The organism is Ruegeria sp. AB5, from assembly GCF_056542645.1.
In genome coordinates this window covers 208510-227709 of sequence record NZ_JBQGAE010000003.1, presented here as the reverse complement: position 1 = coordinate 227709, position 19200 = coordinate 208510, and the positions used below count along the sequence as shown (strand labels likewise).

At 58.1% G+C, this 19200-nt stretch carries 16 protein-coding genes; 10 read left to right on the top strand and 6 right to left on the bottom strand.

The genetic code is table 11. The features are described 5' to 3' along the window. Positions 1 to 74 precede the first annotated feature (74 nt). From ACR0L4_RS08560 to ACR0L4_RS08545, 4 genes are all read right to left on the bottom strand, one after another. The gene (locus ACR0L4_RS08560) at positions 75 to 2288 is read right to left on the bottom strand and encodes an NADP-dependent isocitrate dehydrogenase (RefSeq protein WP_480512140.1); all 2214 of its coding nucleotides are present in this window, start codon (positions 2286 to 2288) and stop codon (positions 75 to 77) included. Between the two features lie 226 nt (positions 2289 to 2514). Then, on the bottom strand, positions 2515 to 3540 hold the full coding sequence (locus ACR0L4_RS08555; RefSeq protein WP_480512139.1) for a trans-3-hydroxy-L-proline dehydratase: 1026 nt from the start codon (positions 3538 to 3540) through the stop codon (positions 2515 to 2517). Positions 3541 to 3713: 173 nt separating this feature from the next. Beyond that, complete coding sequence (locus ACR0L4_RS08550; RefSeq protein WP_170749381.1) at positions 3714 to 4772, bottom strand: sn-glycerol-3-phosphate ABC transporter ATP-binding protein UgpC; 1059 nt, start codon at positions 4770 to 4772, stop codon at positions 3714 to 3716. Further along, on the bottom strand, positions 4769 to 5575 hold the full coding sequence (locus ACR0L4_RS08545) for an IclR family transcriptional regulator (protein WP_480512138.1): 807 nt from the start codon (positions 5573 to 5575) through the stop codon (positions 4769 to 4771). Before ACR0L4_RS08545 ends, ACR0L4_RS08550 begins: the two co-directional genes overlap by 4 nt. A 152-nt stretch (positions 5576 to 5727) precedes the next feature. On the opposite strand from ACR0L4_RS08545, the gene ACR0L4_RS08540 reads away from it, so the two are divergent. From ACR0L4_RS08540 to ACR0L4_RS08495, 10 genes are all read left to right on the top strand, one after another. After that, a complete protein-coding gene (locus ACR0L4_RS08540) occupies positions 5728 to 6987 on the top strand; it encodes an ABC transporter substrate-binding protein (RefSeq protein ID WP_170749383.1) in 1260 nt (419 codons plus the stop codon). Positions 6988 to 7080: 93 nt separating this feature from the next. After that, positions 7081 to 8004, top strand: coding sequence for a carbohydrate ABC transporter permease (locus ACR0L4_RS08535; protein WP_170749384.1), 924 nt, complete (start codon positions 7081 to 7083; stop codon positions 8002 to 8004). A 1-nt stretch (position 8005) separates the two neighbouring features. After that, positions 8006 to 8854: a carbohydrate ABC transporter permease gene (locus ACR0L4_RS08530; protein ID WP_170749385.1), complete on the top strand. Its 849-nt coding sequence runs from the start codon at positions 8006 to 8008 to the stop codon at positions 8852 to 8854. 21 nt (positions 8855 to 8875) lie between these two features. Continuing rightward, positions 8876 to 10216: an alpha-glucosidase/alpha-galactosidase gene (melA, locus tag ACR0L4_RS08525; RefSeq protein ID WP_170749386.1), complete on the top strand. Its 1341-nt coding sequence runs from the start codon at positions 8876 to 8878 to the stop codon at positions 10214 to 10216. Between the two features lie 13 nt (positions 10217 to 10229). Next, the gene (locus tag ACR0L4_RS08520; RefSeq protein WP_170749387.1) at positions 10230 to 11939 is read left to right on the top strand and encodes an IlvD/Edd family dehydratase; all 1710 of its coding nucleotides are present in this window, start codon (positions 10230 to 10232) and stop codon (positions 11937 to 11939) included. Next, positions 11939 to 12706 (top strand): SDR family NAD(P)-dependent oxidoreductase, encoded by a 768-nt coding sequence (locus tag ACR0L4_RS08515; RefSeq protein WP_480512134.1) that lies wholly within the window; start codon positions 11939 to 11941, stop codon positions 12704 to 12706. The genes ACR0L4_RS08520 and ACR0L4_RS08515 overlap by 1 nt, the downstream gene beginning before the upstream one ends. A gap of 4 nt (positions 12707 to 12710) precedes the next feature. Next, a complete protein-coding gene (locus ACR0L4_RS08510) occupies positions 12711 to 13604 on the top strand; it encodes a 2-dehydro-3-deoxygalactonokinase (RefSeq protein WP_480512132.1) in 894 nt (297 codons plus the stop codon). Continuing rightward, on the top strand, positions 13601 to 14206 hold the full coding sequence (locus ACR0L4_RS08505) for a 2-dehydro-3-deoxy-6-phosphogalactonate aldolase (RefSeq protein WP_480512130.1): 606 nt from the start codon (positions 13601 to 13603) through the stop codon (positions 14204 to 14206). The genes ACR0L4_RS08510 and ACR0L4_RS08505 overlap by 4 nt, the downstream gene beginning before the upstream one ends. Continuing rightward, on the top strand, positions 14203 to 15063 hold the full coding sequence (locus ACR0L4_RS08500) for an SMP-30/gluconolactonase/LRE family protein (protein WP_480512128.1): 861 nt from the start codon (positions 14203 to 14205) through the stop codon (positions 15061 to 15063). Before ACR0L4_RS08505 ends, ACR0L4_RS08500 begins: the two co-directional genes overlap by 4 nt. After that, complete coding sequence (locus ACR0L4_RS08495; protein ID WP_480512126.1) at positions 15060 to 17006, top strand: beta-galactosidase; 1947 nt, start codon at positions 15060 to 15062, stop codon at positions 17004 to 17006. The genes ACR0L4_RS08500 and ACR0L4_RS08495 overlap by 4 nt, the downstream gene beginning before the upstream one ends. Here the strand turns inward: ACR0L4_RS08495 and ACR0L4_RS08490 are convergent. Together ACR0L4_RS08490 and ACR0L4_RS08485 are read right to left on the bottom strand one after the other, a co-directional pair. After that, a complete protein-coding gene (locus tag ACR0L4_RS08490) occupies positions 17003 to 18280 on the bottom strand; it encodes an ABC transporter permease (RefSeq protein WP_480512124.1) in 1278 nt (425 codons plus the stop codon). The genes ACR0L4_RS08495 and ACR0L4_RS08490 overlap by 4 nt on opposite strands. Continuing rightward, positions 18277 to 19197: an ABC transporter permease gene (locus ACR0L4_RS08485; protein ID WP_480512122.1), complete on the bottom strand. Its 921-nt coding sequence runs from the start codon at positions 19195 to 19197 to the stop codon at positions 18277 to 18279. Before ACR0L4_RS08485 ends, ACR0L4_RS08490 begins: the two co-directional genes overlap by 4 nt. Positions 19198 to 19200: the final 3 nt, after the last annotated feature.

Sequence of the window (19200 nt, the reverse complement as noted above, 5' to 3'; positions counted from 1 at the left end):
AGTTCTATCCCAAGGAATGAGGTCTGGCGCGAAGAACGCAAAGTGGCCCGCGCCGGTCGGCGCGGGCCTGAGTGCTAGCCGATGATGGCGTTCAATGTGGCACTGGGGCGCATGACGGCGGCGGTTTTGGCTGGATCGGTGTGATAGTAGCCACCCAGATCCGCAGGACCCCCTTGTGCAGCCGCCAGTTCACCCAGGATCTGCGCTTCTTTGTCCGCCAATTCTTTTGCAACCGGTGCGAATTCGGCGGCCAACTCGGCATCGTCCGATTGCGCAGCCAGCGCTTCGGCCCAATACCGCGCGAACCAGTAGTGACTGTCGCGGTTATCCGGTTGGCCAACTTTTCGGCTTGGCGATTTGTTGTTGTCCAGAATGCCTTGTGTCGCTGCTTCGGCTGCGGCACCCAGAACACCTGCCTTGGCGTTGCCCGTGCTGTCGGCCAGGAAGTTCAGCGACTCACCCAACGCGCAGAACTCACCCATCGAGTCCCAGCGCAGGTGGTTTTCCTCGACCAACTGCTGCACGTGTTTCGGAGCCGATCCACCAGCGCCGGTTTCGAAAAGGCCCCCGCCGTTCATCAGTTTAACGATGGACAGCATCTTGGCCGAGGTGCCCAGTTCAAGGATCGGGAACAGATCGGTCAGGTAGTCGCGCAGAACGTTGCCGGTGATAGCGATCGAGTCGCTACCCGCGGTGATCGTTTTCAAGGATTGTAGCGTAGCTTCGCGCGGGGCCAGGATCAGGAATTTCCCTGCTACTCCAGCGTCTTCCAACGCGGGCTTAACGTAATTGATTAACTCGGCATCGTGGGCCCGGTTTGCGTCCAGCCAAAAGATCGCTTCGGACCCGGTCAGGCGCTGGCGGTCAAGAGCCAACTGGATCCAGTTCTCGATCGGTGCTTTCTTGACAGTGCAGGCACGCCAAATGTCGCCTGCTTCGACCTCATGCGACAGAAGGACATCGCCACTTGCCAACACAATGCGGATGACGCCATCTGCAGGGGCTTCGAAAGTGGTTGGATGTGACCCGTATTCTTCGGCTTTTTGTGCCATCAGGCCGACATTTGCCACGGCACCGGCGGTTGCTGGGTTCAGTGCGCCATTGGCTTTGAAGAAGTTGATGCTTTCGTCATAGACACCTGCATAGCAACGGTCTGGGATCACGCAGTTGGTGTCACCTTTCGCACCGGTTTCGTCCCAACCCTTGCCGCCTGCGCGGATCACGGCAGGCATCGAGGCGTCGATGATCACATCAGACGGCACATGCAGGTTTGTGATGCCCTTGTCGCTATCAACCATATACATGGACGGACGATCGCCTTTCAGCGCATCGATGGCAGCCACAATATCAGCGTTGTCCTTGACGCGTTCCAGCAGGTCACCCAGACCTGAATTCGGGTTCACGCCCAGTGCTTCCAACTCGGCACCGAACGCTTCGAACACCGGGGCCAACCACGCTTTGACAGCATAGCCAAAGATGATCGGGTCAGACACTTTCATCATGGTCGCTTTCATATGAAGCGAGAACATAGTGCCGTCTGACTTGGTGTCTTCGATGGCTTCTGCCAAGAAGGCCGACAGCGCTTTGACCGACATGAAGGTCGCGTCCGCAACGGTACCTTCGGCCAGAGGCCAGGCGTCTTTGAGAACGGTTACGCTGCCATCTTTGGCAACAAATTCGATCTTTGCATCGCCTGTCTGAGAGGCGGTGATCGTCGCCGATTTCTCATTGGCGTAAAAATCATCACCCGACATCGAGGACACCTTGGTCTTGCTGTCGGCGGCCCATTCACCCATCGAGTGCGGGTTCTTCTGAGCAAAGTTCTTGACGGCCCGCGCAGCGCGACGGTCGCTGTTGCCTTCACGCAGAACCGGATTAACGGCTGAACCCTTGATGGCATCGTAGCGGGCGCGGATCGCCTTTTCCTCGTCGCTCGAGGGCTCCTCGGGGTAGTTCGGAATGTCATAACCCTGTGACTGCAGCTCTTCGATGGCAGCCACCAGCTGCGGAACAGAGGCCGAGATGTTCGGCAGTTTGATCACGTTGGCCTCGGGTGTTTTTACAAGACCCCCAAGTGCGGCCAAATCATCGGTGATACGCTGTGCGTCCGTCAGGTTTTCCGGAAAGGTCGCAAGGATGCGGCCCGCCAGCGAAATATCCTTGGTGCCAACGCTGACGCCCGCTGCCGAGGCGAACTTGCGAATGATGGGCAGAAACGAGGCGCTGGCCAGTTCGGGCGCTTCGTCTACAATGGTATACAATATGTCGAAGTTCGATTTATCTGCCATATTCTTTTACCTTTTTTAAGCCTTTCGGGGCGAACGATCCAAGAGTTTGGGCCACATCATCGTGGCGCGGGAGGGGCGTTTTCAGGATATCGCCCCTAGGTGACTCTGTTTTGACAGGGCCTCCCTTAAATCAGGTTGGCTTTGGGATCAATCGTCTAGTGGGGGCGCAAATTGACACGGTTCAGGAAAAATCGGGAATTGGCGTGTTTATTGTGCGGTGTTTGCCTCAAACACCCCATGTATCACTCAGCCGGTATCCGCCGGGCCATGGGTCGTCTGGGTCCAGCATGTGCTGATGAATCCCGGTTATCCAACCGCGACCGCTGATCTCTGGGATGATGGCCGGGCGATCTCCCACCCGGGTGCCTTCTACGATCCGACCGGTAAAGCGCGATCCGATGATCGAGACCGCTTCGAAAGACTGCCCAACCGTCATCTGGCCTTTTGCGGCCATCAGCGCCATACGCGCCGAAACCGCAGTTCCCGTTGGCGACCGGTCAACTTTGCCGGGCTGTATCGCAACCGCAGATTTTCCGGTCAGGCCGGTTTCGGTGCTCTCAAGAGGTCCGCAAAATGCGCAGAACGAGATATGGGTCCAGTCAGGATTCTGAGGATGGGAAAAGCCAAGCTGATCATTGGCGGCATTGGTGATTGCCACACCCAAACGCGCGATGTCGCGGGCCTCGGACTCGACGATCTCAATCCCGAGCGCGGCGGCATCGACCACCACAAAGCTGTCGCCACCATATGCAGTGTCCACAATCAAAGTGCCGATACCTGCCACCTCAAGAGGAACGGCAATTTTCTCGGCAAAACTGGGAAGGTTCTGTACATGGATACGCTCGGCCTTCCCGTTTCGGCAGTCAGCCCGGACATGCACCAACCCGCCCGGAGCCTCTAGCGTCAACCGGGTTTCCGGCTCTTGCATCGGAACAATTCCGCTATCCAAAAGTACGGTCGAAACGCAAATCGCGTTAGAACCGGACATAGGCGGTGTGTCTTCGGGCTCCATGATGATAAAGGCGGCGTCTGCTTTTGGGTTTTTTGGCGGGACCAGCAGGTTGACATGGCGGAACACGCCTCCGCGCGGCTCATTCAGCACGAAATTGCGCAAGGTTTGATCCCGGGCAACAAATGAGCGCTGATCCCAGAGAGTTTCTCCGGGTGGCGGTTGCACACCTCCAACGATGACGTCGCCCACCTCGCCTTCTGCATGGGCAGAGATGACGTGGAGGGTTTTGGTACTACGCATGATATGTCCTATGGCTGGACGGTACGGCACGGTCTTGGGGTAATCTGGTGCCCTCACCGATCACACTACACGCCGATTGCTTCGCCGATCTCAGCCGATTGGATCAACACGCAACGATCGAGTCGGTGCGCAAGATGCATCACCGCGCTTTCGGGTTGGTCGGGTTCGTGCGACTAGCGAAACCGTTGCCCCGTCTCGGGGTCGAACACCATCGCGCGTTCAGGTTGAACCGAGATACCTATACGCTCACCCATGGTACTGCGCTGGTCGTCGCGTTCTTCAACAATCAGTTTGTCACCATTCGGCGTCAGCAAATAAGAATAGGACACACCACCCAGCGCTTCGGTCAGGTCCACGGTACAGGTTTCGGCAGAGCGGTCGATCTGGATATGTTCGGGTCGCATGCCCAACGTCACCTTGGACAAACCGGACGGGACAGACGCTGAAACTGGCAAAGGATTGCTGAGTGCCTGGTGCGTCACGTGACCGTCGGCATAGTCGCACTCCAGAAAGTTCATGGCAGGTGAGCCGATGAATCCGGCCACGAATCGGTTGTCGGGATCGCGATACAGGTCCATCGGGGCGCCCACCTGCTCGATCCGGCCGTCGCGCAAAACGACGATCTTATCCGCCATGGTCATGGCTTCGACCTGATCGTGGGTCACATAGATCATCGTCGCTCCGATTTCCTGATGCAGACGCGCAATCTCGACCCGCATTTCCACCCGCAATTCTGCATCGAGGTTCGAGAGCGGTTCGTCGAACAGGAAAACCTCAGGCCCACGCACGATTGCACGCCCAATGGCGACACGCTGACGCTGACCACCGGACAGGGCCTTGGGCTTTCGTTTCAGGTACTGATCCAGCTTCAGGATGTTCGACGCTTCCTGCACTTTTTGGTCGATTTCCCCTTTGGGCACACCGTTCATTCGCAGTCCAAAGCCCATATTCTCGGCCACGGACATATGCGGGTACAGAGCATAGGTCTGGAACACCATCGCCACGCCGCGTTTGGCCGGGTCCATATGTGTAACATCACGGTTGCCGATATGAATCTCGCCCTGTGACGTCTCCTCTAGCCCTGCAATCATCCGCAGCAAGGTGGATTTACCGCAGCCCGACGGGCCCACGAATACACAGAATTCGCCATCTTCGATCTGCAGATCAATGCCGTGAATGACCTGCGTTTGGCCATATCGTTTGATCGCCTGGTTCAGAGTTACACCTGTCATGTCCCTTGCATCCTGTTGTCCAGAGTGTTCGGGCGGGTCTCGGGGAACCGCCACGCCTGTGCCTCGGCCCCGATCTGTTCGGCGACACGCCGAACCCGGGGAACCCAGGCTTCTAATTGTTTGAAATCCATCCGTTCAGTTGATCCGGTTACCGAAATTGCCCCCAGCATGCGACCGCCCGAAGTCAGAATCGGACAGGCGACGCAGATAATGCCGGGTTCATGTTCCTCGTCATCAATGGCGTAGCCCCGACTGCGGATCAGATCCAGGTCGGCGCGCAGCGCTGCTTCAGAGCTTAGGGTCTTGTCGGTGAATCGGTGATAGCTTTGTTGCGAGACGGCGCGATCCAGGGCCGCCGCGTCCAGAAAGGCCATCATCGCCTTGCCAACGCCAGTGCAATAGGCCGGGCCGACCTTGCCGGCCTGTGAATACATCTCGATCGGTTGGGCGGCGTTACGCTTGTCGACATACAGCACCTGACTGGAATCGAGCTGCGCGAGGTGCACCGTCTCACCGGTTTCGGCACTCAACGCGTCCAGAAAAGGCCGAGCAATCGGTGCCAACGAACTTTGCGTCCATGCCGTATGCGCCAATCGGACAAGTCTGAGGCCGGGCGTGTATGTCTGGCGTTCAGGTTCGTAAGACAGCATGCCCTGATTGGTCAGAGACTGGAGGAACCTGTACAGTGTAGCCTTGGGAAAGTCGCTGTGTTCCAACAGCTCTGCAAACCGGACGGGACGTCCAAACGACGCCACCTGGTCCAGCACATCACATGCTTTGCCGATTGTTCCGTCACCAGCCACGAGCGTCTTGTCTCCTCCGTTTTGACCGCCGCCTTCCTCACGAGGGTCTTGACAAGACTAACCGAGTTGATGTGTAGTTTTCAATATATAAAACATGGTTTCATTATTTGGAACCTGCGAAAGCAAAAAATGGAAGCTTAAGGGAGGAAACTATGCATTCCATGTTCAAGCGCACTGCGGCGGCTTTGGCGGCCAGTGTGGCACTTGCCGCACCTGTTGCGGCAGAGCTGACCGGCGAGCTGCGGATTTTCCTCGATACATCGAACCCGGCGCCACGTGCGACAATGGAAGCGATGATCGAGCGGTTTGCGGCCCAGCACCCGGGGCTCGAGATTGAAACCACCGTGATTGACCGCGAAGCCTACAAGACCCAGATTCGCAACTTTCTGACGGCGGATACTCCGGATGTGGCCACATGGTACGCGGCAAACCGGATGAAGCCCTATGTCGAGGCCGGTCTCTTCGAAGACGTATCCGATCTGTGGGCCGAGCCTGCGATTGCAGATAACCTGGGTTCAACCAAGGGCGCGATGACCATTGATGGTAAACAGTGGGGCGTTCCCTATACCTATTATCAGTGGGGCGTCTATTATCGCAAAGACATCTTTGATGAGTTGGGCCTGAGTGAGCCCACCACCTGGGAAGAAGAGCTGGCGAATTGCCAGAAAATCGTCGATTCCGGTCGCGCTTGCTATACCATCGGCACCAAGTTCCTGTGGACCGCAGGTGGCTGGTTCGACTACCTGAACATGCGCACCAACGGTTATGACTTCCACAACCAACTTGCCAATGGCGAAATCAGCTGGGAGGACGACCGGGTCAAGCAGACCTTTGCGAACTGGAAACAGTTGATCGACATGGGCGCGTTCATCGACAACCACCAGACCTATAGCTGGCAAGAAGCCCTGCCCTTCATGGTCAATGGCGAAGCCACCGCCTATCTGATGGGCAACTTTGCTGTGGCCCCGCTGCGTGAGGCGGGCCTGACCGATGATCAGCTGGACTTCTACCAGTTTGTTGCCATCAACCCCGATGTCGAACTGGCCGAGGATGCGCCGACTGATACGTTCCACATCCCGGCAAACGCATCGAACAAAGAAGCCGCACGCGAGTTCCTGCGCTTTGTTGTGTCCCCGGATGAGCAAACCGAGATCAACAACGGCGCAAACCTCGGGCAGTTGCCGGTCAACGCGCAATCCTCGGTGGACAATGACAAGTTCCTGCAGCAGGGCTTTGAAATGCTGTCCACCAACAGCCCCGGCGGCGTGGCCCAGTTCTGGGATCGCGACGCACCGGCTGAAATGGCCAAAGCGTCGATGGAAGGTTTCCAGGAATTCATGGTCAAGCCCGACAATGCTGACCGTATTCTGGCCAAGCTGGAACGCGCGCGTCAGCGTATCTACGACAACTAAGCCGGTCAGGACGGGCAGCGCCCGTCCTGCACCACAACCTGCGTAAGGCGGGTGCAACCTGCCTTACTCCGCTTACCAGAACCGGGGACGCCCATGACCGCCGTCGACACCCACGAACAGGAAAGCTGGTTCCACCGCAACCAGCAACGGATAGCACCCTGGCTGTTTTTGGCGCCGGGTCTGCTGTTCTTCATGGTCTATGTGATCATTCCGGTCTTTCAGTCTTTCAACCTGTCACTTTACGAATGGGACGGTCTGGGGGCCGCCGAATATGTCGGCTTTCGCAATTATGAAGACCTGTACTGGGAATGGGTCGACCGCGATGCGTTTTACATCTCGCTCAAAAACAACCTGATCTGGCTGCTGCTCTATCTGGCTGCAATTCCGGCGGGTCTGTTCATCGCGCTGTTTCTGAACCAGACGGTCTGGGGCATCCGCCTGTATAAGTCCCTGTTCTTCTTTCCTTTCGTGATTTCTCAGGTCGTCGTCGGCCTGGTATTCACGTGGTTTTACGACCCCACATTCGGCCTGCTGAATGAATTTCTCGGTTTCTTCGGGATGGGACCGCTGAACGTGCTGGGCGACGAACGTTTCGTGACCTATGGCATCATCTTTGCCGGTCTCTGGCCGCAGACAGCTTATTGCATGATCCTTTACCTGACCGGCCTGAACGCCGTGGACCCCGAACAGATCGAGGCCGGGCGGCTGGACGGCGCCAAAGGCGGGCGGATGCTGTGGCATATCATTCTGCCGCAACTGCGCCCCGCCACTTTCATCGCTTTTGTCGTGACCATCATCGGCGCGCTGCGCAGCTTTGACCTGATCTCGATCATGACCCAGGGCGGGCCGTTCGGATCGTCGCGCGTGCTGGCCTATTACATGTTTGAGGTCGCGCTGTCCGAATACGGCTTCCGCATGGGATATGGTGCCGCCATCGCGGTGATCCTTTTCCTGATCATGCTATGTTTTATCGCTTATTTCCTGTGGTCTATGTACCGCGAAGAAAGGGGGCACTGAGATGTTTCCCAAACCTATCGAAAAACAACCCCGCGCCGCGCAGATCACCTATCAGGCCATGCTGCCATTGGCCTTGCTGCTATGGTTGGGGCCGTTGCTGGCCGTCGCGCTGTTCTCGGTCAAACCAGCCGCGGATTTCACCAATGCCAATTACTGGGGGATGCCGTCCAGCTTTGAGGGCGCGTTCAACTATGGGCAGGTGTTCTTCAACTCGGACATGCCACGCTATCTGATGAATTCCTTCCTGATCACCGTTCCCACGGTTATCGGGTGCGTCGCGCTCAGCAGCATGACCGGGTTCGCGTTGGGGATATACAAGTTCCGGTCCAACCTTTGGATCTTCTTCCTGTTCGTGGCGGGCAACTTCGTGCCGTTCCAGATCCTCATGGTGCCCGTGCGCGACTTGACGCTGGAGTTGGGCCTCTACAACACCAAAACCGGTCTCGTCCTGTTCCACATCGCGTTCCAAACCGGGTTCTGCACCCTGTTTATGCGCAACTTTATCCGCGCCCTGCCCTTTGAACTGATCGAGGCCGCGCGGGTCGAAGGCATCAGCGAATGGCGCATCTTTTGGTATGTTGTCCTGCCGCTGATGAAGCCTGCGATTGCGGCGCTCAGCGTGCTGATCTTTACCTTCATCTGGAACGATTATTTCTGGGCGGTGGTCCTGACCCAAGGGGCCGAAAGCCAACCGGTGACTGCCGGGATCACCAGTTTCAACGCGCAATTTCGCGCCGCCTACCAGTTGATGAGTGCCGGTTCCATCGTCGCGGCCCTGCCGCCGGTGGCCATGTTTTTCCTGATGCAGAAACACTTCATCGCGGGCCTGACCCTCGGTGCCGTAAAATAACTTCGAACCGGAGTTCGCTACATGACCAGAATCACCTTTATTGGTGCGGGTTCCACGATTTTCATGCAAAACATCGTGGGCGACGCACTGCTGACCCCTGCGCTGGCCAACAGCCATTTCGCGTTGATGGACATAGATCCGGTGCGCCTTGCGGAAAGCGAGACCGTAGCTCGGGCCATGATCCGCTCGGTCGGAACTGCCGCAACGGTGTCCACTCACACTGATCGCCGGGCCGCGCTCGACGGTGCAGATTTTGTGATCACCGCGTTTCAAATTGGCGGCTACAAACCTTGCACTGTGACAGACTTCGAAATTCCCAAACAGTATGGCTTGCGTCAAACGATTGCGGACACGATGGGTGTCGGCGGGATTATGCGGGGTCTGCGTACGGTTCCCGTTCTGTGGGATGTTGCACAGGACATGATGCAGCTCTGCCCGAATGCCACGTTGCTGCAATACGTCAACCCGATGGCGATCAACACATGGGCATTGGCCGAGCGCTTCCCCAACCTGAAACATGTGGGCCTGTGCCATTCGGTGCAAAACACGGTTGAGGAACTGGCCCATGATCTGGACCTGCCTAAGGACGAGTTTCGATACAAGGTTGCAGGGATCAATCACGTCGCATTCTTTTTGAAGTTGGAACACGGCGGGCGCGATCTCTACCCAACCTTGCGTCAGGGTTATCAAAGTGGACGACTGCCCAAGCCGCCTTTGTTGATGCCTCGCTGCCCAAACAAGGTTCGGTACGAGGTTATGGATCATTTGGGCTATTTCTGCACCGAAAGCTCTGAGCATTTTGCGGAATATGTTCCATGGTTTATCAAAGATGGTCGCGAGGACTTGATCGACCAGTTCAGTATTCCACTTGATGAGTACCCAACACGCTGTGTCGAGCAGGTCGCCAATTGGAAAGAGCAGGCCAAGACCCTTACCAACGGCCGTGACATTGAAGTAAGCCGCAGCCACGAGTTCGCGGCTGACCTAATGAACGCAGTCGTCACCGATACCGCCTATGCGGCGTATGGCAATCTGCCCAATACGGGCCAGATACCGCAGCTGCCCTTGGGTGCTGTCGTTGAAACGCCGTGCCTGGTAGATGCAAATGGCGTTCAGCCGTCGGTCGTCACGGATATTCCGCCTCAGCTGATCGCACTGATGCGGACACAGATCAATGTTCAGGAACTGACCGTGCGTGCGCTGGTTGAGCAAAACCCCGAGCACATCTATCACGCTGCCATGATGGATCCGCACACCGCCGCTGAACTGGACCTGCGGCAAATCCGCAGCCTTGTCACCGACCTGCTGACCGCCCATGCCGATTGGTTGCCGGACTGGTGCAAACCTGCAAAAGCCGCTTGAAAGGCCCCAGCCAATGACAAAGAAACGCCGCTCGCAGCATTGGTACGGTAAGCTCGACAAGGACGGGTTCATTCACAGGTCGTGGATGAAAAACCAGGGCTTTCCCGATCACGCCTTTGACGGCCGCCCCATTGTCGGTATCTGCAACACATGGTCTGAGCTGACGCCCTGCAACTCGGGCCTGCGTGATCTGGCCGAAGGCGTCAAACGCGGCGTGTGGGAGGCAGGGGGCTTTCCGGTCGAGTTCCCGGTCATGTCGCTGGGCGAAACCCAGATGAAGCCCACTGCTATGCTGTTCCGCAACCTTCTTGCCATGGATGTCGAGGAATCTATCCGCGCCTATGGCATAGATGGCGTTGTTCTGCTGGGCGGGTGCGACAAGACCACACCGGGGCAGCTGATGGGGGCAGCCTCGGTCGATCTACCCTCGATCGTGGTCAGTTCAGGCCCGATGCTGAATGGCAAATATCGCGGGCAGGATATCGGCTCGGGTACGGATGTGTGGAAGTTTTCCGAAGCGGTCCGCGCCGGAGAAATGACGCTGCAGGATTTCATGAACGCCGAATCCGGGATGTCGCGCAGCGCCGGTGTCTGCATGACCATGGGCACCGCCAGCACCATGGCCTCGCTGGTCGAGGCGATGGGCATGTCCCTGCCCACCAACGCCGCCCTGCCCGCCGTTGATGCCCGACGCATGGCATTGGCGCATCTGACCGGCAAGCGGATCGTCGAGATGGTGGATGAAGATCTGAAACCCTCGGACATTCTGACCAAAGAAGCGTTCGAAAACGCCATCCTTGCGAATGCGGCTGTGGGTGGATCGACAAATGCGGTTGTACACCTGTTGGCGCTGGCGGGCCGGGTTGGTGTTGATCTGACGCTCAAGGATTTTGAGATCGGATCAGAAATCCCCCTGCTGGTGAACTGCATGCCGTCAGGGAAATACCTGATGGAGGATTTCTGTTACGCGGGCGGCGTACCCGTGGTTCTGAATGAACTCAAACCCTTCCTGCGCCCGGCCAAAACGGTGCTGAACAAGGACATATCGGCCCACTATGAAGGCGCCGAGTGCTTTAACCCAGACGTCATCCGCCCCTTCAACGACCCGGTGAAACCTGCCGCGGGCCTGCGTGTGCTGCGTGGCAATCTGGCACCGAATGGGGCCATCGTGAAACCCTCGGCTGCAACCGATTCACTGCTGGAAACCGAAGCCGAGGCCTACGTGTTCGAAAACATCGAAGACCTGAAAGCCAATATCGACCGCGACGACCTGCCGGTCACGCCCGATACCATTCTGGTGCTCAAGGGCTGTGGCCCCAAAGGCTATCCTGGCATGCCCGAGGTTGGAAACATGCCGATCCCGGCCAAGTTGGTCAAGGACGGCGTGCGCGACATGATCCGGATCTCCGACGCGCGCATGTCGGGCACCGCCTATGGCACCGTCATCCTGCATGTCAGCCCCGAGGCGCAGGCCGGTGGTACCTTGGCGCTGGTCAAAACCGGTGACCGCATCCGTATCTCGGCCAGCAAGGGCGAGATGGAATTGCTGGTCGATGAAACCGAACTGGACGCCCGCCGCGCCGCATGGCAACCGGACGATCCACACTATACCCGCGGCTATGCCAAGCTGTATATCGACCACGTGCTACAGGCCGATCAGGGGGCTGACCTTGACTTCCTTGTCGGTAAAGACACCCGCCTTGTGACCAGAGAGAGCCACTGATGACCCAACCCGCCACATTTCACGACCTAGACGGAGCGTCTGTATACATCACCGGCGGCGGCTCGGGGGTTGGTGCGGCGCTGACCGATGGCTTCCTGGCACAAGGTGCAAATGTTGCCTTCATCGGACGCTCGGATGCCAGTGCATTTGTCGAAGAGATGCAAGACAAGCACGGTCGCGCGCCGTTGTTCATGCAAGGCGACATGACCGACACAGAACTGCTGCACGCCACCATGCAAAAGGCGGCTGAAGCGAACGGCCCATTGGATGTCCTGATCAACAATGCGGCCAATGACCAGCGGCACTCACTGGAAGAAACCACGACCGATTTCTGGGACCGGATGATCGAGGTCAACCTCAAGGCCTATTACTTTGCCTGTCAGGAAGCTGCGCGACAAATGCAGGGCAAAGGTGGCGCGATCGTCAATTTCAGTTCGATCAGCTATATGATGGGCAATGCGGGCTACCCGATCTACACCACCTCGAACGCCGGTATCACCGGCATGACACGGTCATTGGCGCGGGAACTGGGTCCGCAGAAGATCAGGGTAAACGCTTTGGCACCGGGCTGGGTGCTGACCCAGAAACAGTTGGATATGTGGGCCACGCCCGAGGATCTGGCCGCGCATTTGGACCGTCAATGCCTGAAAGAACATCTGACGCCCGAAGACATGATCGCACCAACGCTGTTTCTGGCGTCCGAGGCCAGCCGGGCCATGACCGGGCAATGCATGGCCGTTGATGGCGGCGTGGTGGTATCAGGATAAAGCTATGAAGACTGAATGGATTGCCGTCGACTGGGGAACTTCGCATCTTCGAGCCTGGGCCATGCAGGGGGATACAGTACTGGATCAGGCGCATTGCGATCAAGGCATGGCACGCGTTGCGCGGGGTGATTTCCAGACCGCGCTTCTGGACCTGATCGAGGCTTGGCTGGGCGACGCGCCCATTGACGTGATTGCGTGCGGCATGGTTGGCGCACGCCAAGGCTGGGTCGAGGCCCCCTACGCCGCTGTCCCTTCGACCCCGATCCCCAATGCTCCTATCCGCGTGCCCGATACCGATCCCCGCATTCGTGCTTTTGTGGTGCCGGGGCTCAAACAGGTGTCACCTCCGGATGTCATGCGGGGTGAAGAGACCCAGATCGCCGGGTTTCTGTCTGGTCGACAAAATTGGGATGGCGTTTTGTGCTTGCCCGGCACACACACGAAATGGGTTCAGGTCAGCGCAGGAGAGGTTATCAGCTTTCGGACTTTCATGACCGGCGAGCTGTTTGAACTGTTGCGCGGGCACTCTGTACTGAAACATTCAGTCGGCGACGGCTGGGATGACACGGCCTTTGCCGAGGCTGTCGCTGATACATTGTCAAAGCCCGAAAATCTCGCAGGTCGTCTGTTTGGCTTGCGCGCGGCGGATTTGTTGCTGGATCAGGGCGGGGCAATCGCCCGCGCCCGGTTATCCGGACTGTTGATCGGGGCAGAACTGGCGGCAACCCGGCCCTACTGGCTGGGCCAGCAATTGGCTGTGATCGGGGCTGACGAAGTCGCACAAATCTATGCACGGGCCCTGCAGCAACAAGCAGCCTTTGTTGAAATGGCAGAGGCACAAAGGTCAACACTGGCAGGTCTTTCACTGGCCCGAACTCTGACGAGGCAAACCGCATGAGCCGTCCCATCATCGCCATTCTGCGTGGATTGCAGCCGTCGGAAGCTGTGTCAGTAGCCCGTATACTGATCGAGACCGGAATTGACCGCATCGAGGTGCCGCTGAATTCGCCTGAACCGCTGACGAGTATCGGAATCCTGGCCGAGACATTTGGGGATCGTGCCTTGATCGGTGCTGGCACCGTTCTGACCCCCGAACAGGTTGAGGCGGTTCGGGAGGTGGGCGGCAAACTCATCGTCTCCCCCAATGTTGACGAGACCGTCATCAAACGCAGTGTCGAATTGGGCTTGCAATCCTGGCCGGGCGTCTTCACCCCGACCGAGGCGTTTACCGCGCTTAAAGCCGGGGCCACGGGTTTGAAACTGTTCCCCGGCTCATTGGCGGGCCCTGCCGGATTGTCGGCTTTGCGCGCAGTCCTGCCCAAAGGCACCCAGGTCTTTGCCGTCGGCGGTGCCGGGCGAGAGAACTTTGCCGAGTGGATTGCAGCCAGTGCGGATGGCTTTGGCATCGGGTCTGCCTTGTACAGCCCAGATATGAGCGGTCCCGAAGTCTCCGAACGCGCCATTCGCATTGTCGCCGCCTATGACGAGGCCGCCGGATGAGCACTGTTTTTGACGACCGCCCATGCGAGTTGGGTGAAGGTCCGCTGTGGCATCCTCACCGGCGGCAATTGTTCTGGTTTGATATTCTCGGCAAACGTCTGATGACCCGAGAAGGCGATGCGCAAAAAGAGTGGGTGTTTGACGAACATGTCTCGGCTGCAGGCTGGGTGGATCATGACAGCCTTTTGGTCGCGTCTGAAACCGGGCTGTGGCGGTATTCGCTGATCTCAGGTGAAAAAGTTCTCGTGGTTCCGCTGGAAGCCGACAATCCCACCACCCGTTCGAATGACGGGCGCGCCGACCCCTGGGGCGGGTTCTGGATCGGAACCATGGGGAAACACGCCGAAACCGGGGCCGGATCGATCTACCGGTTCTGGAAGGGTGAGTTGCGTCGGTTGGTGCCAGACGTGACCATCTCGAACGCGATATGCTTCGCGCCGGACCATGCGTGTGCCTACTATGCAGATACCAAATCCCGGAAGGTCATGCGGTGGGGCCTGAACCCTGAAACCGGTTGGCCCGATGGCGATGCTGCTGTTTTTCTGGACCTCAACCAAGACGTCCTGAACCCGGACGGTGCGGTGGTTGATGTCGCAGGAAACATCTGGATCGCGCAATGGGGGGCCGGCCGTGTCGCTGCCTATGATCCTTCGGGTCAGTTCCTGCAGGCAGTGGCAATTGACGCCGGCCAAACGTCTTGCCCTGCCTTCGGCGGCAATGATTTTACAACCTTGTTCTGCACCACGGCCCGGAACGGGCTGAGTGCCGAGCGACTTAATACCCAACCTACAAATGGAATGACCTTTGCCGCAGAAGGCGCGGGGAAAGGTCAACCGGAACACAGAGTCCTTCTATGACCCCCGAACTCGGTGTCTGCTATTACCCCGAACACTGGCCCGAGAATGCTTGGGCCGACGATGCAGCGCGTATGGTCGAAACGGGCCTGACCTGGGTTCGCATCGGTGAATTCAGTTGGAGCCGACTGGAGCCTTCCCCCGGTGATCTGCACTTCGATTGGCTGGACCGGGCGATTGAGGTGCTTGGCGCGGCAGGCCTGAAGGTTGTTCTGGGCACGCCCACGGCGACACCCCCGCGCTGGATGCTGGACAGGCATCCGGACATGCTGGCGCTTGATGCACAAGGACAACCACGCAAGTTCGGCTCGCGCCGACACTACTGTTTCAGTCATCAGGGATACATTGACGATTGCGTGCGGATCGCACGGATCATGGGCGAACGCTACGGTCGCAATCCACATGTGGCCGCGTGGCAGATCGACAATGAATACGGATGTCACGACACAACGATGAGTTTCAGCGCCTCGGCATCGGGTGCGTTCAGGCGCTGGCTGGCGGATCACTATGGCACCGTCGAAGCGTTGAATACGGCGTGGGGCAATGTGTTCTGGTCTATGGAATACGACAGCTTCGATCAGATCGATCTGCCCAATCAGACTGTGACCGAACCGAATCCGGCGCATGTTCTGGCCTTTCGACGCTTTAGCTCGGATCAGGTTGTAGCGTTCAACGCGGCTCAGGTCGAAACATTGCGCAGGCTGACCGACGCGCCGCTGTCGCATAACTATATGGGTCGGGTGCTGGATTTCGACCATTTCGCCGTAGGCGCGGACCTTGAGATCGCAACCTGGGACAGCTATCCGATTGGCTTCCTGTCGGATCGGCTGGAGGATGACCTGGAACACAAGACACGGTTCCTGCAGCAGGGTGATCCGGACATGCAGGCGTTCCACCACGATCTCTATCGTGCCGTTGGACGGGGGCGCTGGTGGGTGATGGAACAGCAACCGGGTCCGGTGAACTGGGCCCCCTACAACCCGGCCCCCCTGCCCGGCATGGTGCGTCTCTGGTCGCTTGAGGCCGTGGCGCATGGGGCCGAGGTGGTCAGCTATTTTCGCTGGCGACAGGCCCCGTTTGCGCAGGAACAGATGCATGCAGGATTGCTGACGCCCGACAACCGCGATGCGCCGGGTCTGGCCGAAGCCCGACAAACCGCAAGTGAACTGACAGCTCTTGGCCCAGTTGGACAAGAAAGGGCTCGGGTCGCGATCCTTTTTGACTATGCCTCGGATTGGGCCTGGTCGACGCAGCCGCAAGGGGCCGGATTCGACTATTTCCGTTTGGTATTCTCTGCCTATCGCGCGTTGCGACGGGCAGGGTTTTCGGTGGATATTGTTCCGCCACATGACCTGTCCAATGGGTATGCCGTGATCCTCGCGCCGGGTCTGGCGACAGTGGACCGTGATCTTGAACAGCGTCTGACCGATGCCTGCGATCTGGCCATTCTAGGTCCACGCAGCGGCGCGATCACACGGGATTTCCAGATCCCGATAACCGGACGCCCCGGTCTGGATGGGTTGGACTGCGATGTGGATCTGGTCGAGACACTGCCGCCGAACATTCAGCGTCCTGTTAAGGGCGGTGGATCAGCGCAGCACTGGATTGATCGACTATCGGGTCAGGCCGCTGATCTGTTGCGATTTGAGGATGGCCCTCCTGCCCTGAAAGGTCGGGATGGCCTGTGGTATCTGGCAGGGGTCCCGGATGAAGGCTTGTGGGATCGCGTCATCGCAATGGCGGCGCAGGAGACAGGACTGACCCTTCATCCGATGCCGGAAGGCGTGCGGCGGCGGGAGACCGCCACGCACACATTTATCATCAACTACAACGCCGATCCGGTTGCGTGGAACGGGGTTTTTATCGACGGCTGCGGTGTCGCGATTCTGGAGCGCACGCCGCCCGAACAGAACAAGGTCCGTCCGGGCGGTGGCAACTTGAATTAGTCCGACGATGGATCGCTTTGCAGACTGTTGGGGTCAAACACCCCTCCGAACCCGCTGTTGTTCGACGGCGGGTTTTCTGTGTCCGAGCTCTCGTCGTCTTCAGCCTCTTCGCCACCAAGCGTGTTGGGTGCAAACACGTCGCCAAAACCGCTGTTGTTCGATGGTCTCGGAGCGGTTTGCGCACCACCCTGCTCGGCCTCTTCCGCCTCACGCTGCTTACGGCGTTCTTCACGCTGTTTGCGCAGCTCCTGAATGCGTTGTTCGGCCTCAAGTTGCTTCTGCTCGCGCACATCCGCGATGCATTGACCGGGGTCATAGGCCGTTGCCGTGCCAACCACGGTGATCGTGGCCACTGCAAATACCACCACCAGAACGGCAGCCATGTTCCCGGCAAAGAAGCTGGGCAGTTTGATCTTTCCGGCCAGTTCTTCCACCGTCGCGTTCTTGCGCGCGGCGGCTACCAACTCCTGCCGCTTCAATTTGGCTTCGTTGAGCAGCGCGAAGAATACCGTAAGCGCAACAATGATGAAGGCCAGCGCCGAGATTGACGGGGTGATGCCATAGCGCACCTTTTGCGCCAGCTCGATCGTCAGTGTCGGGTATTCCCCGAATGTGAACGTGGTCGTGTTGTAGTTCTCGAACGACGCAAGGAAGGCAAGTACGGCCGCAGAAGCAATCGCCGGGCGCATAAAGGGCAACAGAATTTTGCGGAACGCTTGTGCGTGGGTTGCGCCCAGATCCAGTGCCGCTTCGGTCAAGGCGACATCGTAGCGCTGCAGACGCGCTACAAGAACCAGCATGCAATAGCTGGCGATAAAAGTGGACTGACCGATCACCGTCAGGAATATTCCGTTTGACAGCACACTGTCCGCGCCCAAGCCCAGCATCCGGTTGATCCTGTCCCAGAACACCAAAGTCGAGATACCCAGAACAACGCCCGGGATCAGGATCGGCGCGATGATGATCGTATAATAGGTCGCCCGCAGCTTGGGCCAGATCTGCGTCAACATCAAAGCGCCCGCCAGCCCCATCGCCACCGAAAGAACCACCGTCCCTGCCCCGATGATCAGCGAGTTCTTGATGCCGTTCAGGATGCGCTGGTCCTGAAACAGTTCTCCGAACCACTGAAAGGTCAGACATTCCCAAGGGGTCATCCTGGGAAAGGAGGATGAGTTGAACGCCGTGACCGACATGATCACCAGCGGGCCTAACAGGTACAGGAAGAAGATGACCAGATAGACCCAGATGCTGATGCGGAGAAAGGACGTGTTCATTTCCCGATATCCCCCATGTTCACCTTGAACAGGCGCATCACAGCCAGGACGAACAGGATACAGGTCACCAACAGCACGATGGCGTAGGCCGCGCCTTGCGGCCAGTCATTGTTGTCGTTGAACTGCTGATAGATCAGTTGTGTGAACCACAGAGACGACGGCCCACCCAGAATCTGCGGCGCGGCCAGAGCCCCGGCGCTCAGCATGAAGACCATGGTGCAGCCCGAGCTTATGCCTGGCTTGGCATAGGGAATGACGACCCGCCAATGGATGCGCCACCAGGGCGCGCCCAAATCGCGTGCGGCCTCAATCTGGTTGTGATCGAGACTTTCGATCACGTTGTAGATCGGGAAGATCATCAAGAGGATATAGGCGTAGCCCAGACCGGCATAGAGCGCGATGTCATTGCGGATGAAGTCAAACGGCGTGTCCCAGATGCCCAGACTCACGAACAAGGTGTTCAGAACGCCCGTTTCCCCAAAGATGATGCGCAAGGCAAAGGCACGCAGGATCTCGTTGATCCAGTAGGGGATAATCAGCATGATCGCAAAGATGCGGATATGGCTGCCCTTGGACTGACCCAGATAGTAGGCGATCGGATAGCACAGGATCAGGTTGAAGATCGTCACGCAAACGGCGGCCAGCAACGTGCGGAAGAAGACCCGCAGATCGACGGCGTTATAGGCCTGACTGCCCCCTTCCGGGCCATAGATCAGGTATTTGTAATTCTCCAGCGTATAGACGTCCTTGGGGCCGCCAATCTCGGGCGGTGGCAGGTTCGGCCGGAACGAGAAGTCCAGCATCGACAGCTGCGGCAGGATGATCAGGCCGATGGTCCAGAACAGGACCAGACCCAAAATCGCCAAACCCATGCCGGTGCCGTTGCGATTGAAGAAATCCTTCAGGAATCGGGGCATCTG

Excerpts from the sequence above, each read along its gene's own strand:
- ACR0L4_RS08560 (WP_480512140.1), bottom strand. The coding sequence starts at position 2,288 with ATGGCAGATAAATCGAACTTCGACATATTGTATACCATTGTAGACGAA.
- ACR0L4_RS08555 (WP_480512139.1), bottom strand. The coding sequence starts at position 3,540 with ATGCGTAGTACCAAAACCCTCCACGTCATCTCTGCCCATGCAGAAGGC.
- ACR0L4_RS08550 (WP_170749381.1), bottom strand. The coding sequence starts at position 4,772 with ATGACAGGTGTAACTCTGAACCAGGCGATCAAACGATATGGCCAAACG.
- ACR0L4_RS08540 (WP_170749383.1), top strand. The coding sequence starts at position 5,728 with ATGCATTCCATGTTCAAGCGCACTGCGGCGGCTTTGGCGGCCAGTGTG.
- ACR0L4_RS08535 (WP_170749384.1), top strand. The coding sequence starts at position 7,081 with ATGACCGCCGTCGACACCCACGAACAGGAAAGCTGGTTCCACCGCAAC.
- ACR0L4_RS08530 (WP_170749385.1), top strand. The coding sequence starts at position 8,006 with ATGTTTCCCAAACCTATCGAAAAACAACCCCGCGCCGCGCAGATCACC.
- melA (WP_170749386.1), top strand. The coding sequence starts at position 8,876 with ATGACCAGAATCACCTTTATTGGTGCGGGTTCCACGATTTTCATGCAA.
- ACR0L4_RS08520 (WP_170749387.1), top strand. The coding sequence starts at position 10,230 with ATGACAAAGAAACGCCGCTCGCAGCATTGGTACGGTAAGCTCGACAAG.
- ACR0L4_RS08515 (WP_480512134.1), top strand. The coding sequence starts at position 11,939 with ATGACCCAACCCGCCACATTTCACGACCTAGACGGAGCGTCTGTATAC.
- ACR0L4_RS08510 (WP_480512132.1), top strand. The coding sequence starts at position 12,711 with ATGAAGACTGAATGGATTGCCGTCGACTGGGGAACTTCGCATCTTCGA.
- ACR0L4_RS08505 (WP_480512130.1), top strand. The coding sequence starts at position 13,601 with ATGAGCCGTCCCATCATCGCCATTCTGCGTGGATTGCAGCCGTCGGAA.
- ACR0L4_RS08500 (WP_480512128.1), top strand. The coding sequence starts at position 14,203 with ATGAGCACTGTTTTTGACGACCGCCCATGCGAGTTGGGTGAAGGTCCG.
- ACR0L4_RS08495 (WP_480512126.1), top strand. The coding sequence starts at position 15,060 with ATGACCCCCGAACTCGGTGTCTGCTATTACCCCGAACACTGGCCCGAG.
- ACR0L4_RS08490 (WP_480512124.1), bottom strand. The coding sequence starts at position 18,280 with ATGAACACGTCCTTTCTCCGCATCAGCATCTGGGTCTATCTGGTCATC.
- ACR0L4_RS08485 (WP_480512122.1), bottom strand. The coding sequence starts at position 19,197 with ATGCCCCGATTCCTGAAGGATTTCTTCAATCGCAACGGCACCGGCATG.